General features: G+C 69.7%; 12 protein-coding genes and 2 tRNA genes. 5 read left to right on the top strand and 9 right to left on the bottom strand.

Annotated features, from left to right (window positions below; translation table 11 throughout):
- The first annotated feature begins 17 nt into the window (after positions 1 to 17).
- Together J2S35_RS03445 and J2S35_RS03450 are read left to right on the top strand one after the other, a co-directional pair.
- Complete coding sequence (locus J2S35_RS03445) at positions 18 to 1,529, top strand: sensor histidine kinase (RefSeq protein ID WP_309849852.1); 1,512 nt, start codon at positions 18 to 20, stop codon at positions 1,527 to 1,529.
- Between the two features lie 90 nt (positions 1,530 to 1,619).
- Positions 1,620 to 1,907 (top strand): WXG100 family type VII secretion target, encoded by a 288-nt coding sequence (locus J2S35_RS03450; RefSeq protein ID WP_309849854.1) that lies wholly within the window; start codon positions 1,620 to 1,622, stop codon positions 1,905 to 1,907.
- 112 nt (positions 1,908 to 2,019) lie between these two features.
- On the opposite strand, the gene J2S35_RS03455 is transcribed toward J2S35_RS03450, so the two are convergent.
- From J2S35_RS03455 to J2S35_RS03470, 4 genes are all read right to left on the bottom strand, one after another.
- The gene (locus J2S35_RS03455) at positions 2,020 to 3,045 is read right to left on the bottom strand and encodes an RNase H family protein (protein WP_309849857.1); all 1,026 of its coding nucleotides are present in this window, start codon (positions 3,043 to 3,045) and stop codon (positions 2,020 to 2,022) included.
- 162 nt (positions 3,046 to 3,207) lie between these two features.
- The gene (gene groL / locus J2S35_RS03460) at positions 3,208 to 4,833 is read right to left on the bottom strand and encodes a chaperonin GroEL (protein ID WP_309849860.1); all 1,626 of its coding nucleotides are present in this window, start codon (positions 4,831 to 4,833) and stop codon (positions 3,208 to 3,210) included.
- Between the two features lie 242 nt (positions 4,834 to 5,075).
- On the bottom strand, positions 5,076 to 5,687 hold the full coding sequence (locus J2S35_RS03465; protein ID WP_309849862.1) for a LytR C-terminal domain-containing protein: 612 nt from the start codon (positions 5,685 to 5,687) through the stop codon (positions 5,076 to 5,078).
- A complete protein-coding gene (locus J2S35_RS03470; RefSeq protein ID WP_309849863.1) occupies positions 5,684 to 6,031 on the bottom strand; it encodes a DUF3263 domain-containing protein in 348 nt (115 codons plus the stop codon). The genes J2S35_RS03465 and J2S35_RS03470 overlap by 4 nt, the downstream gene beginning before the upstream one ends.
- Positions 6,032 to 6,219: 188 nt before the next feature.
- On the opposite strand from J2S35_RS03470, the gene J2S35_RS03475 reads away from it, so the two are divergent.
- The gene (locus J2S35_RS03475; RefSeq protein WP_309849866.1) at positions 6,220 to 6,948 is read left to right on the top strand and encodes a uracil-DNA glycosylase; all 729 of its coding nucleotides are present in this window, start codon (positions 6,220 to 6,222) and stop codon (positions 6,946 to 6,948) included.
- 43 nt (positions 6,949 to 6,991) lie between these two features.
- On the opposite strand, the gene J2S35_RS03480 is transcribed toward J2S35_RS03475, so the two are convergent.
- The 3 genes from J2S35_RS03480 to J2S35_RS03490 form a co-directional block, all read right to left on the bottom strand.
- Positions 6,992 to 8,650, bottom strand: a complete 1,659-nt coding sequence (locus J2S35_RS03480; RefSeq protein WP_309849869.1) for a threonine/serine exporter family protein — start codon at positions 8,648 to 8,650, stop codon at positions 6,992 to 6,994.
- 44 nt (positions 8,651 to 8,694) lie between these two features.
- Complete coding sequence (locus J2S35_RS03485) at positions 8,695 to 9,771, bottom strand: lipid II:glycine glycyltransferase FemX (protein ID WP_309849872.1); 1,077 nt, start codon at positions 9,769 to 9,771, stop codon at positions 8,695 to 8,697.
- 247 nt (positions 9,772 to 10,018) lie between these two features.
- Positions 10,019 to 10,095, bottom strand: a tRNA-Val gene (locus J2S35_RS03490).
- A gap of 63 nt (positions 10,096 to 10,158) precedes the next feature.
- Between J2S35_RS03490 and J2S35_RS03495 the strand changes: the two genes are divergently transcribed.
- The gene (locus J2S35_RS03495; RefSeq protein WP_309849875.1) at positions 10,159 to 10,731 is read left to right on the top strand and encodes an acyl-CoA thioesterase; all 573 of its coding nucleotides are present in this window, start codon (positions 10,159 to 10,161) and stop codon (positions 10,729 to 10,731) included.
- A gap of 17 nt (positions 10,732 to 10,748) precedes the next feature.
- Here J2S35_RS03495 and J2S35_RS03500 read toward each other — a convergent pair.
- A tRNA-Thr gene (locus J2S35_RS03500) sits at positions 10,749 to 10,825 on the bottom strand.
- 67 nt (positions 10,826 to 10,892) lie between these two features.
- Entirely contained in the window at positions 10,893 to 11,762 is an 870-nt protein-coding gene (locus J2S35_RS03505; RefSeq protein WP_309849877.1) for a DsbA family protein, read from the bottom strand.
- Between the two features lie 193 nt (positions 11,763 to 11,955).
- Between J2S35_RS03505 and J2S35_RS03510 the strand changes: the two genes are divergently transcribed.
- Positions 11,956 to 14,295 (top strand): bifunctional alpha,alpha-trehalose-phosphate synthase (UDP-forming)/trehalose-phosphatase, encoded by a 2,340-nt coding sequence (locus tag J2S35_RS03510; RefSeq protein WP_309849879.1) that lies wholly within the window; start codon positions 11,956 to 11,958, stop codon positions 14,293 to 14,295.
- Positions 14,296 to 14,447 lie beyond the last annotated feature (152 nt).

Genomic DNA, 14,447 nt, shown 5'->3' on the forward strand with positions numbered 1-14,447 from the left:
CCCTTCGGACCAAGCTCGTGACCATCACGACCCTCCTGACGTTCGCCACGGTGACCATCACGGGGATCCTGTCCGTCATCATGCTCCGAAGCAGCCTCATTCAGAGGATGGACGCGGAGCTCAAGGACTCCTCCTCCTCGATTGCCCGTGTGGTGTTCAACGGACACCAGACGGGCACATCGCAGGAGACGGAGCTCTTGCGCACGTATGGCGCCATCCTCAGCGCGGACAACGTCGTCCTGGCCCAGAGCACGCCCACCGGCGGCGGGGACACCCCGGATCTCAACGCGTACACGCTTGAAGAGCTGCGCTCGCACGGCAGCGCCGGCTTCACCATCCGCGGCACGAACATCGGCTCTCCCGGGTGGCGCGTCATGGCGTTTGACGTCGACAACACGCCCAAGCAGACGCTCATCGTGGCGCAGTCCATGGAGCGGACCGAGAGCGTGTCCAACAACGCAGCCGCGCTCCTCTCGAGCATCGGGCTCATCACGACGCTGACGGCTACGCTCATCGCCTATCTCGTCGTCACCCGCGCGTTCTCACCCCTGCAGAGGGTTGAGCGGACGGCGGCCAAGATCGCCGAGGGAGACCTGTCCCAGCGCGTCACCGTCGAGAACCCGTCCACGGAGATCGGCCGCCTCTCCCGCTCGCTCAACGCCATGCTCGCGCACATCGAGTCGGCGTTCGCCGCGCAGGCGCAGACAGAGGCGAGCATGCGCCGCTTCATCTCTGACGCCTCCCACGAGCTGCGGACCCCGCTGGTGACGATCCGCGGGTACTCCGAGCTCTACTCCAAGGGCGCAATGTCCACCGAGCGGGACGTCGCCGCGGCCATGGGGCGCATCGAGTCAGAGGCCCGCCGCATGGGCGCGCTCGTTGAGGACCTCCTGACGCTGGCCCGCGCGGACGAGAAGCGGCCTCTCGACCTTGAGCCGATCGACCTCTACATTCTCGCCCTCGACGCAGCAGCCGACGCCCAGGCGGGGTCGGGCACGCACCCGGTCACCGTCGTCGGCCTCGAGCCAGGGCAGGGGCCGCGGCCGGCCCCCGTCATCGCAGACGACGCCCGCATGCGCCAGGTGGTCACCAACCTCCTGACCAACGCCATGCGGTACACGCCCGAGGGCACGCGGATCGAGCTCGCCGTCGGCCAGCGGGCGGACGGCCTCTCCGCCCCCGAGTCCGTCCTCGAGATTCGCGATCACGGCCCGGGCATCAGCGAGGCGGACCAGGCGAGGGTCTTCGAGCGCTTCTACCGCTCGGACGAGTCCCGCCACAGGCAGACCGGCGGCACCGGACTCGGGCTGGCGATCGTCGCCGCGATCACCGCTCAGCACGGCGGGACGGTCCGCCTCTCCACGACCCCGGGCGGCGGCGCGACCTTCACCGTCGCGCTCCCCTACCGCCCCTTCGAGGACGACGTCTTCGATGACGCGGAGGACGACGACGCAGCCGACGGCCCGAACCCCGCCGGATCCGGCGGGCCGGATGAGGATATCCACGTTTCTCGCACTCCCGGCTCCTAGATTCTCTCCGGCGCGCATCCTTGAGTCACCGGGCGGAACACCCCGCTCGTCAGACACAACGCCCGTGGCGGCGAGACCCAAGGAGGAGTTATGGCCATTTTCAACGTGGACAGCGAGCAGCTGGCCCAGCAGAGCGCCCAGGTTCAGGGAACCATCGCCCGCCTGCAGACTGAGATCAACCAGATGCAGGCGGGCCTTCAGGGGCTTCAGGCGTCCTGGGGCGGCCAGGCGTCGAACCGTTTCCAGGGACTCGTAGTGGAGTGGCGGGCCACCCAGATGCGGGTCGAGGAGTCCTTGCTCCACATCAACGAAGCCCTGAGCAGCGCCTCACGCACCTACGCGGAAGTCGAGTCGCAGAATACCGCCATGTTCGGGTAGCGGGAGCGCCCCGCGGTGCGCCCGGCGGGCGAGCGGCGGGCGAGCGGCGGGCGAGCGGCGCACCCGCAGTCGCCGCGGGGCGAGATCCCGCCCGGGGGCCACCGCGGTCGGGCTAGGCCTCGCGGGTGCCCTGGTGCCAGATGATCTGCCAGCGGCCGTTCTGGCTGGTCCACATGGACGAACGCAAGACAGTGCGGTCCGTGTGAGCGGCTCGGTAGATGAGCTGGATGAGGCCAGGCGCCAGCTCCCTGGAGGCGATCACCTCGATCTGCGGGGCCTGCTCGGCCTCTTCCCCCTCAATCAGGGCAAGCATCTCGGCGCGGTCATACCGCCGTCCCGACGAGCCCACCTCCATGAAGTCAGCGTGGAGGAGGAAGGCGACGTCGGCGATGTCCGCGCGGCCCTCTGGGGACGCGAGGCGCCGTTCGAGCGCGAGCACCTCTTCGTGCGGGCTCCGCTCTGACTCGACGATGCTCCAGGAGGCCCCCTCCTCGTCCCACGTGAGGGCGGCCTCCTGGGCCGCCGCCGGCGAGCTCCCACGCGGGGCCGGTGCCTGGCCGCCTGCACGCGGGGCCGGTGCCTGGGCGCCTGCACGCGGGGATGCCGCCGCGTCGGTGGCGACATGGGCCGGCTCCGGGTCCCTGGGCCCGGCAGCCTCGTGCGCGGCGGCACGAGCGGGCTGCGGGAAGCCGGGGCCCGCGTCGCCGCCGTTGCCGCGGGCGAAGCGCTGCGCCGCGCCGTTGGCCTTCTTGTCGGCCGCCTCGTTGAGGGGATGGCCCGCGTGGCCCTTGACCCAGGTGAAGGTCACGGTGCGCCCTGCCATCTCGCGGTCGATCTCCTTGAGGAGGTCCACATTGAGCACGGGCTTGCCGTCCGCCTTGCGCCAGCCCTTCCGCTTCCACCCGGGCATCCACTTGGTCACGGAATTGATGACGTACTGGCTGTCGCAGAGCACCTGGAGCTCGCTGACGTGGCGGGTCTGCCGGAGCAGGTCCAGCACGGCCATGAGCTCGCCCATGTTGTTGGTGCCGCGGGGCCAGCCGCCGGAGGCCCAGGTGTCCTCGTCGATATACCAGCCCCAGCCGGCGGGCCCGGGGTTTCCGAGGGCGGATCCGTCTGCTGCGGCAATAATCTTCATGAGACCCAGTATCCCAGACCGGCCCCGGGCCGCTGGGGACGGCGGCCGGGCACGCAGGCCGGACCGCGGCATCCCCGAGCGGGCGCGCACACGGAAGCGGGCCCGCCCCGAGCGCTGTGCTCGGGACGGGCCCGCGTGGGTCTGCGCGTGGGCGCGTCGCGACTAGAAGCCGCCCATGCCGCCCATCTCGTCCCCACCGGCGGCCGGAGCGTTCTTCTCCGGCTTGTCGGCCACGACGGCCTCCGTGGTGAGGAAGAGGCCCGCGATGGACGCCGCGTTCTGCAGTGCAGAGCGCGTCACCTTCACCGGGTCGTTGATGCCTGCGGCGAGGAGGTCCTCGTACTCGCCCGTGGCCGCATTGAGGCCGTGTCCGGCGGCGAGGCCGCGGACCTTGTCAGCCACAACACCCGGCTCGAGGCCGGCGTTGAGGGCGATCTGCTTGAGCGGAGCGTCGATGGCCACCTTGACGATGTTGGCGCCAGTGGCCTCATCACCCGTGAGCTCGAGCTTCTCGAAGGCGGCCTTGCCTGCCTGGATGAGGGCCACGCCGCCACCGGCGACGATGCCCTCCTCAACGGCAGCCTTGGCGTTGCGCACGGCATCCTCGATGCGGTGCTTGCGCTCCTTGAGCTCGACCTCCGTCGCGGCGCCGGACTTGAGGACGGCCACGCCGCCCGCAAGCTTGGCGAGGCGCTCCTGGAGCTTCTCGCGGTCGTAGTCCGAGTCCGAGTTGTCGATCTCCGCGCGGATCTGAGCCACGCGGCCGGCGATGGCCTCGGCGTCGCCTGCGCCCTCGACGATGGTCGTCTCGTCCTTCGTGACGACCACCTTGCGGGCCTGGCCGAGCAGGTCAAGCGTGGCGCCCTCGAGGGAGAGGCCGACCTCCTCGGAGATGACCTGGCCGCCCGTGAGGATGGCGATGTCGGCAAGCTGAGCCTTGCGGCGGTCGCCGAAGCCCGGAGCCTTGACGGCGACGGACTTGAACGTGCCGCGGATCTTGTTGACGACGAGCGTCGCGAGCGCCTCGGACTCGACGTCCTCGGCGATGATCAGCAGCGGCTTGCCGGACTGCATGACCTTCTCGAGGATGGCCACCATGTCCTTGACCGTGGAGATCTTGGAGTTGACGATGAGGATGTACGGGTCCTCGAGGACGGCTTCCTGGCGGTCGGCATCCGTGACGAAGTAGCCGGAGATGTAGCCCTTGTCGAAGCGCATGCCCTCGGTGAGCTCGAGCTCGAGCCCGAAGGTGTTGGACTCCTCGACGGTGATGACGCCTTCCTTGCCCACCTTGTCGAGGGCCTCGGCGATGAGGTTGCCGATCTGGGTGTCGCCGGCGGAGATCGAGGCGGTCGCCGCGATCTGCTCCTTGGTCTCGACTTCCTTGGCGGAGGCGATGAGCTCAGCCGTCACGGCCTCGACGGCCTTCTCGATGCCGCGCTTCAGCGACAGCGGGTCCGCACCGGCCGCCACGTTGCGGAGGCCTTCGCGGACGAGGGCCTGGGCGAGAACGGTGGCGGTGGTCGTGCCGTCGCCTGCGACGTCGTCGGTCTTCTTGGCGACCTCCTTGACGAGCTCCGCGCCGATCTTCTCGTAAGGATCCTCGAGCTCGATCTCCTTGGCGATGGAGACGCCGTCATTCGTGATCGTGGGGGCGCCCCACTTCTTCTCGAGAACGACGTTGCGGCCGCGCGGGCCGAGCGTCACCTTGACGGCGTCGGCGAGCGTGTTGAGGCCCCGCTCAAGTCCGCGGCGTGCTTCTTCATCAAAAGCGATGAGCTTTGCCATGTGGTGGAGTCCTTTCAGGACAGCGATATGCAGATGAACACTGATCCCGCCCCGATGCCCGCGACGGACGGGGCCCGCGTGACGGGCCGCCTCATCGTAAGTGAGATCGCGAATGTCAGGAACGGCGACGTTAGCAGTCCCGTGCCCTGAGTGCTAAGTCCATTGTTAGCACTCTCCCCTGATGAGTGCAAGACAGGTGGGCCCTGGGCGAAACCCGCCCGAGCCGGGCCTCGCGCCCGCCCCTATCCCGCGCCGTAGCCCGGGGAGACGACGACCACGAGGCTCTTGCCGAGGCTCTTGTCCACGGCCGTTGCCGCTCCCCCGAGGTCGCTCGCGAGAAGGTCAGCGGCGGCCTTCGTCGAGGACCCGCTGTAGTAGACGGTCGTGCGCCCCGGGTCCTCCTGGCCCCACACCCCGATCTGGCCGATGACCCACCCCTTGGCGGACAGCGCAGCCGCGTCGTCGCGCTGGCGGCCCTCCGCTCCGGTCGCGTTGAACACGTTGACCGTCCGCTTGCGCAGGGCCTTGTCTGCGGCAGCGCTCTCCGGCGTGCTCGCCGAGGCGGACGGGCTGGGGCTGGCGGAGGCCGACGACGGGGCCGCCGAGGGCACCGCATGCTGCGACGCGCGGGGCATGAAGCCGAAGAAAGGCAGAACGAACGCGGCCACGAAGCCCACGAGGAGCGCGCACAGGCCAGCCACCACGAGCGTGCCGACCCGGCCGGCCGGCTCGACAAAGCGCGCACGATGGGCCCCTACATGGCGGGGGTTCTCCGGGATCTCGTCGTACGAGTCCCGGGGCCACGCCTCGCCGGCGCCCCTCTCGTGCCGAGGCGCGTCGTCACTCATACTCATCGGGGCTCCTCCGCAGCAGGAGGCGCGGGGGCCTCGGCGGCCCAGCCGCCGAGCGAGTACCGAGACCGCGCCTCGTCGACTCTCCCGGAAAGTCTAGCGACGAGAGCCGGAAACTCCCGTGCCGCGCGGGGGTCCTGCAGCAGACTGCGAACCATCAGGTAGTGGTCCACGGGCTCGAGGCCGAGGCGCGTGCGGATCGCGCGGTCCTTGGGGGCGGTGTGCTTCCACGGCTCGGACTCCAGCTCGAGGCTGGCTCGCTCCTGCGGGGTCAAGGGGGCGGGGGCCTCGGCGCGCGCTCCGTCTCCCTCCGTCGAGGGCTGGGGCACGGGGCTGGCGTCAGGCATACGGACTAGTCTAGGAAACTTGCGGGTCCGCGCGCGATGCGGCCTGGGGCCTGTCGAGCGTCGCGGCCCAGGGCGGCGGGGCACCCGCCGCGAGGGACGCCGTTCCCGCGGGGCCCGCCCCGGCGCCAGCCGCCGTCGTCGTCCGCCCGCTCTTGACCCACCGCCGACCACCGCCAGCAGGAGTGCGCATGAACCCCGAACCGCCACACCCGGACTGGGAGCAGTCCCTCCCCGGCTTCGCCCGGCGCGCCGAGGAGCTCCTCGACGCAGCCGAGCAGGACTGCCCCGAGTTCCTCCCCGGGCGCGAGCGGGCGCTGGCTGCGTTCTCCGTGGCCCCGGCCGCCGTGAGGTGCGTGATCATCGGGCAGGACCCCTACCCCACGCCCGGCCACGCCATGGGCCTCGCGTTCTCCGCCCACCGCTCCGTGGCGCCGCTGCCCAAGAGCCTCGCGAACATCTACCGGGAGCTCGCCGCGGATCTGCCGGGCGAGGCGCCGCTCCTCGCCGGGGCCACAGCGGACCTCTCCGGGTGGCTCGCCCAGGGAGTTCTCCTCCTCAACACGTGCCTGACGGTCCGCCCCGGGGCGCCGGGCTCCCACTCACGGCTGGGCTGGCAGCAGCTGACCATCGACGCGCTGAGCACCGTGGTGGAAAGGTCAGTCCGGGATGAGCGGCCGCTCGTGCTCCTGGAGTGGGGGCGGCACGCGCAGAAGGTCGGGGACGCGCTGCCTGACGGGCCGCTCGTCCGACGGATCGCCTCCGCGCACCCGTCACCCCTCTCGGCGAGCCGGGGCTTCTTCGGCTCCCGCCCCTTCAGCCGCGCGAACGAGCACCTGACGGCACACGGGCTCGAGCCCGTGGACTGGGTGCGCTCGCTCCTCGATCCGGACGCGGACCACGCGACCGAGCCGGCCTAGGCCGGGCGGCGAGGGGCGGGGAGTGGCCAGGCGCTCGCGCGGGTCAGCGGCGGCGGCCGCGCCGCTGGTCCACCGTGGACTGCGAGGCGCGCGTCAGGGGCCGGGCGAGGTTGTCGCCCGCGACGAGCCCGGCCGCGAGCCCGAGGATGATCATGAGTGCACCGGCGAGGCCGCCCACGCCCGTGAACGTCGACTCCTCGATGGTCAGGGTGTACATCGCGCGGAAGATCGAGAGCCCGGGCAGCAGGTACAGGACGGCGGGGACGGCGACGACGAGCTGCGGCGCGCCGAGGCGCAACGCCACGATCCGCGCCACGAAGCCCACCACGCCGGCTGCCAGCGCGGGCGTGAGGCGCTCCCCGAACCCGAGCCCGATGAAGATCACGTAGGCCGCGTAGCCGACCGTCGCCACGACGGCCGTCGGCAGGAGCAGCCTCACCTGGCTCTGCTCGAAGACGACGATGAGCGACGCCGCCGCGAAGACGACGATCGCGGTGGCCCACGGGCTGAGGTAGGGCACGGGCTTCCACGTGACATCGAGCTGCTCCACCCCGATGATGCTCGCGACGACCACGGGCACAGCGATGCCGACGACGATGGCCCCAAACGTCAGCATCGCCGAGAGAAGACGGCCCGCCGCGGTGACGGGGAACCCGTTGATGGCGTCCTGAACCGCGCCCACGGTGCGTCCGGCCGGCACGAGGAGGACGAGCCCGCCGGCCACGGCGAGGGACGGGCGGAAGCCGTCGTTGAGCGCGAACATCCCCATGGCGAAGGCGGTGACGACGAACGCGCTCACCGTCGTCGAGTAGAAGTCCGGGACGCGCCAGCGGGAGAGCTGCCGTGCCGCGAGGCCGGACACGAGGGTCGCGGCGGTTGTCACGAGCGCCTCCGGGACGTGGCCTCCGATCATGATGACGATCAGCCCGCAGAAGACAGCGCCGGCCACCGTGACCATCCACTTGGCGAACGGCTTGGGCCGCTTCGTGATTCGCCGGAGCTCGTCGGCCGCGTCCGTGCGGCTCACCCCGCCGGCCACGATCTTGGTCACGAGGTCATGGACCATGACAAGGCCCGCGTAGTTGTTCGTCCAGGAGCGCACAACGCGCAGGACGGTGATGGGCGTCTGCCCCGGCGGGGAATAGTTGAGCTGGACTGACTGGTTCGTGATGTCGACGTCGACATCCCTCAGCCCATACGCCGCCGTCACGGCGATCATGCTTGTCTCCACCTCGAGGGCGCCGGCGCCATAGCGGAACATGACCTCGGCGAGGTGCAGAGCGAGATCGAGCGTCTTCCGGGCGCCTTCGTAGGCGTTGATCCCGGCGGTCTCGGGCGGCTCGAAGCGGGGCATCGAGCGGGCGTAGGGCGAGCCTGCGAGCCGGTCGGTGATCGCCATGGCCTGGGTGGGCGGGGCCTCGCCCTGGACCATTTTGCGCAGAAGCCTGCGGGCGGCCGCCGTGCCTCGAACGGCGGGGGCGCCCACGGAGCCGGGTGTGGCCGCGAGCGCGCTCGTTGGGTCAACCCCTGCTGACCCGGTCTCCTCCCGTCCCGCGCGGCCAGGCGCGGGCCGGCCCTCCGAGCCCTTCTCAGGGGTCTCGGGGTCCGTGGGGTGCTCCACGGGCCCGGTCGAGAGCTCGGGGCTGACCCCCACGAGCGCCGCCAGCCGGTCCTGCGGCGAGGTGACGGGGTCCTGCGACACTCACCCGCTCCTTTCTCGGCTCGTGCGGCCGGGTCTTTCGAGAATCAGTAGAACGGCTGGTGGTGCTTGCGGTCCCAGAGGTTGCGGGCCACCTTCTCGCCCAGGCGCGCCCACGCGCCGTACCGCACACGGTCAACGACGACGTCGTAGCAGCCCACGAAGTCCACCACCGTCTTCGTGAAGCTCGTCTTGAAGAGGCCCAGGCCGTACAGGGGGTGTTCCGGGTTCTTGAGCTCGCTCGCGGGGGGCGTGCCGCAGAAGTCGTACTCCGTGATGCCGTGCTCGGCCTTGAGGTCGAGGATCGCCTGCCACTGGAGCTGGTGTGAGTCCCCGTACTGCTTGCGCCGGGGGATCGACCCGCCGTCCTTGTACGTGCCCTTCTTGCCATAGTTGATGACGAAGGCGCCCACCGCGGGGACGCCGTCCTCGTAGGCGAAGTACAAGCGCCCCTGGCCGGCCTCGACGAAGGCCCGCCAGAACATCGAGTAGTACTCGTAGGATCGCAGCCGCATAGCGTTGCGGTCCTGGACCTGGTTCATGAGCTCGAACATCGTGCGGAAGTTCTCGTCCGTCGGCTCCACCCGCTTCGCCTGGGCACCCTCGCGCAGGGCGCGGCGCACGGCGTTGCGGCCGCGGGTATGGAGGGAGCGCAGGAGGGGCTGCTCGTCGAGAGTCGTGTCGAGGATGGCCGTGTGGTCATTGGGCTGTAGGTCGGGGACCTTGACGAGCCCGGCGCCGGTCAGAGAAGCGGCGAGGTCGTCGCTCGCGAGAACATCCGGCTCGACGCGCACGGCGAAGACCCCAAGGCGCTCGCGCCGCACGAACTCCCGCACAGCCTCAGCCGCGGGGAGCAGGTGCTCCGGCTGGCCGACGTCCGGCCCCTTGATGAGGTACCAGTACTTGCCGAGCCCTGGGACAGACTTCTCAAGGGCGAGGTTGTAGCTGGGCTGCACGCCGTCCGCCTCGATGACGAGGAAGCGGGGGGCCCAGCCGAAGTGGGACTTGACCTCCGCGAAGGAAGCGGACTGCAGCATGTTGCCGCCGTTGGGGTTCGACGTGACGTGGTCGTCCCAGTCGACGATCTCTTGAGCGGTCGCGAAGCGCGCCGAAAAATTCACCATGTAAAGAAGCCTCTGATCCGTTCTCGGCGCCCGCAGCCCTCTCCCAGCTGCGGCGCGGTCACTCTCTGTTTCGAGCTTACTCGGTGGCTCAGACCCGAGGCCAGGCACCGAGTGTGATGTTCCTGAGGCCCTCGGGTGATGAGCTGACGGCGCCCGAGCCCTGCCCCCGGCAGCCCGCCGACGCATCCCCGCCGCGGACCCACAACGCGAGAACGGCAGGGGCGGATCTCTCCGCCCCTGCCGTCATTGGTGCTTCCTACTGGACTCGAACCAGCGACCTCTCGCGTGTGAAGCGAGCGCTCTAACCAACTGAGCTAAGGAAGCGCACGAGTTCCCAGTGTAGTCCACTCAGGCCCCGTGTGGGTAATCGTCGGTAGGCTGGCCCGCATGCACTACTTACTGCGCACACTCCTCAACCTCGTCATGTCCCGCCGGCGCTCCCCGCTCTCCCTGTGGGACACATCAGTCGTGAGATTTCGAACCCTCCCCATGGATGTGGACATCGCCGTTCATATGAACAACGGCGTCTACTTCACGATGTTCGATTTGGGGCGGTTCGACCTCCTCGTGCGCGCCGGCGCGTTCGAGAAGACCCGGTCCAATGGCTGGACGCCCGTCGTGGCGGCGGAGACCATCTCGTTCCGCAAGTCCCTCAATCTCGGCAAGGCCTACGAGCTCCACACTCGCATCCTCGGCTCGGACGAGCGGGCGGTGTACTTCGAGCAGCGCATGGTGGCCGACGGCGAGATCTACGCGCGGGGCTACGTCTGCACACGGATGACCTCTGCCAACGGGCCGGTCCCCGTGGAGGATCTCCTCGCCCTCGCGGAGCCCGCGGAAGAGGGACGGAACGCGGTGCCAGAGTGGCTCCTGGAGTGGCGGGAGAAGACCGCGCTGCCGAGCACTCGACGCCCGGCTCCGAACGTGTGGGATGCCCCTGGTGAGCGGGTCGGCCGCTGACCCGCGGCAGACCGTGATGGAGCCCCCTGCCGGATTCGAACCGGCGACCCTCTGTTTACAAGACAGATGCTCTGGCCAGCTGAGCTAAGGGGGCGCGCCCCGCGCAAGCGGGAACGGCCCTGCCCCCGAGGGGTCAGGGCCGTTCAAGTCTATCGGATGCGCTACTTGCGCGCGTCGATCGTGGCCTGAACGAACTTCTTGAAGTCCGATTCCGCCTGGGGGTCCCAGCGCTGGCCCTCGACATAGACGCTCGGGGTGCCGCTGACGCCGTCGTGCGCCGCGAGGGCGTTGGCGAACTTCGTGTAGTAGCGGAAGGCGCCGCTGTCCACGAGGGAGTCGATCTCGCTGGGCACGCCAGCGCTCTTGAGGACCGACTTGATGGTGCCGTTGTCCCCGCCCGTGGCCTCGCTGGGCTGCTGCGCGAAGAGGAGCTTGAGAGCAGGGTAGAACTTCTCCGGGAACCGGTCTGCCACGGACATGAGGGCGCCGCCCGCGCGCGTGGAGTAGTTCTTGTTCGCGGCCTGGTCGAGGATCGAGATGACCCGGTACTCGACGTTGGCCGTGCCCTTCTCGGCAAGGTCGTGGAGGTAGTCGCCGAACATTCCCTCGAAGACCTTGCAGTGCGGGCAGAGCATGTCCACATAGACGAGCACGTGGGCCGGCTCGCCCTTCTTCGTCGTCAGTGCACCGGAGGGGGCCTTCGTGGACGGGGCCGTCGCGGGCGGGCCCACGGTCCCCGGGTCCACCTCGATGCCTCCGGCCTTCTTGAGCGTGCCGCCCTTGATGAGCGTGACGCCGCCGTACTGGTTGCCGTACGCGGGTGCGGGCCCCTTGGCCGCGTCCGCCGCGCCCGCGGCCTCGTTGTTCTTCTTGAAGAGGTACGTCACGATGAGGACGATGGCAAGGACTGCCGCGATGATGGCGCCGCCGATCACCGCTCTGCGCGAGCGCTCCTTGCGCAGCGCTTTCTCGCGGTGCTGCTGGGCAATCTCGCGGGGCGTCAGCCCGGACGGCGTCTGTCTCGATGCCATGGTGTGATCCTCTGGGTTCAGCGTCTGCCCCGGCCCGCCACACACGGCGGACGAGGGGTCGGGTCTCTACACATCATAAAACAGACGCCTTGGCTCACCCTGACCTCGTGCCGCCCTCCACCGTCCAAGGATCCGTCATACAGTGGACGCAGCACCTCCGTGCCGCACGACTCCTGACGAGAAGCGAGGCATCATGCCCCAGACCCACGAAGCGCCCACGACCTACGATCTCGTTGTCGTCAGCAACCGACTGCCCGTTGACCGCTCCGCGAGCTCGGACGGTTCAGACGAGTGGACCCGCTCCCCCGGTGGCCTCGTCACGGCCCTCCACCCGATCATGCAGCGCAACGGCGGCGCGTGGGTCGGCTGGCACGGCGCGCCGGACGAGCAGCTCGAGGACTTCGACCACGACGGCATGCGTCTCGTCCCCGTCCCCCTCTCAGCGGCCGAGGTGAGCACGTACTACGAGGGCTTTTCCAACGGCACGCTGTGGCCCCTGTTCCACGACGTCATCGCCCCGCCGGAGTACCACCGCACGTGGTGGGAGGCGTACCGGGATGTCAACCAGCGCTTCGCCCGGGAGTGCGCGCGCGTCGCCGGCCCCGGCGCCACCGTGTGGATCCAGGACTACCAGCTGCTCCTCGTCCCCGCCCTCCTGCGCCAGCTGCGGCCGGACGTGAAGATCGGCTTCTTCCTCCACATCCCGTTCCCGCCGGCCGAGCTCTTCGCCCAGCTCCCGTGGCGCCGCGAGGTGCTGGAGGGCATGATCGGCGCCACCCTCGTCGGCTTCCAGCGGCAGTCGGACACCGCAAACTTCCTCCGCTGCGTGCGCCGGTTCGCCCAGCGCCCCGTCAAGAACAAGCGGATCGACGTCGAGATGAGCGATGGCCGGATCCGCCATGTCCGCGCCGAGACATTCCCCATCTCCATCGACACGGACGTCATCAAGCGGCTGGCCCAGGACCCGGACATCCGGCAGCGGGCCGCGACCATCCGTGAGAGCCTCGGCGGCCGCAAGGTCATCCTCGGCGTAGACCGGCTCGACTACACGAAGGGCATCCGCCACCGCATCAAGGCCTACGGCGAGCTCCTCAACGACGGGACCATCAACGTCGAGGACGCGGCCCTCATCCAGGTCGCGAGCCCGAGCCGCGAGCGCGTGAGCTCCTACATCCAGCTCCGCGAAGACGTCGAGCTCGCGGTCGGGCGCATCAACGGCAACTTCGACACCCTCGAGCACACCGCCATCCGCTACCTCCACCACTCGTACCCCATGGACGAGATGGTGGCCCTCTACCTCGCGGCGGACGTCATGCTCGTCACCGCCCTGCGCGATGGCATGAACCTCGTCGCCAAGGAGTACGTCGCCTCCCGCCAGGACGAGACGGGCGTCCTCGTCCTCAGCGAGTTCGCAGGCGCCGCCGACGAGCTCGGCGCGGCCGTCCTGACCAATCCGCACGATATCGAGGGCATGAAGGAAGACATCGTCCGCGCGCTCACCATGACCCCGGAGGAGTCCGCTCGCCGCATGAAGAAGCTTCGCAAGCAGGTCCTCGCCAACGACATCGACCGCTGGTCCGCGACCTTCCTCGAGAACCTCGACGACGCGGCCACGGCGTCCCTCACGCAGACCGGGGCCGAGGGCGCGTCCGAGGGACCCGCCGGGCAGCCCGCCCGCGCCGTCGTCGCCAATGCAGATGACACGCACGGTCTGCCTCTCTCGGGTGAGGTGCGGGAGAACGCCCTGCGCACCCTGGGGCGCGCGGAGCGGCTTCTCATCGCGCTGGACTTCGACGGCGTGGTGTCCCCCATCGTCCCCCGAGCCGAGGACGCCCGCCCCCTCCCGGAGACGAAGGCCGCCATCGAGCGCCTCACTGCCCTCCCGGGAGTCACGGTGGCCTACGTCTCGGGCCGCTCGCTCGCGTCGCTGCGCGCGTGCGCGTCCCCGCTGCCGGAGATCGCCCTCATCGGCTCTCACGGCGCCGAGCAGCACATCCCCGGCCGCTCCGGGGCCAGCCTCCAGCTCTCCGCCGCTCAAGAGCAGACGCTCGCCCGCGCCGAGAAGATCCTCAAGGGCGTGGCCCGCAAGTACGCGGGCGCCTGGGTCGAGATCAAGCCGGCCGGCGTGGTGCTCCACGTGCGCCAGGTGGCACAGGACGACCAAGAGCAGGCGAGTGTCGAGGCGATGCAGCGCATCTACGTCGAGGTGCCCGCGGCGCATGTGTCCCGCGGCAAGTCCGTCGTCGAGATTGCGGTGCTCAAGGCCAACAAGGGTGAGGGCATTGACCTCCTCCGGGATGCCTACGCACCGACGAGCACCCTCTTCCTCGGGGATGACGTCACGGACGAGAACGGGTTCGCCGTGCTCGCCCAGGGCGACGGCGAGCCGGACATCGGCATCAAGGTGGGCCCGGGAACCACGGCCGCGTGCGCTCGGATCGGGTCCCCTCAGGACGTGACTGGGCTGCTCGAGGATCTTGCCGAGGCCCGCCTCGCTGCCGCACACGACGCCGCGAAGGACGCCACGAGCTGACCGCCACCCGGCGCGGAATGAGACGTACGCAACACCCGTGCGAGCGAGCCATGCCATAATGAACGCACCTGCATCAGCAGGCGCGGTCGGCGCGCGCCGGCCGGACCCACTTCACTACGGATCGTCGGGCACGTACCTGCCCGTGAAGGGAC

Source organism: Falsarthrobacter nasiphocae (assembly GCF_031456275.1).
GTDB lineage: Bacteria > Actinomycetota > Actinomycetes > Actinomycetales > Micrococcaceae > Falsarthrobacter > Falsarthrobacter nasiphocae.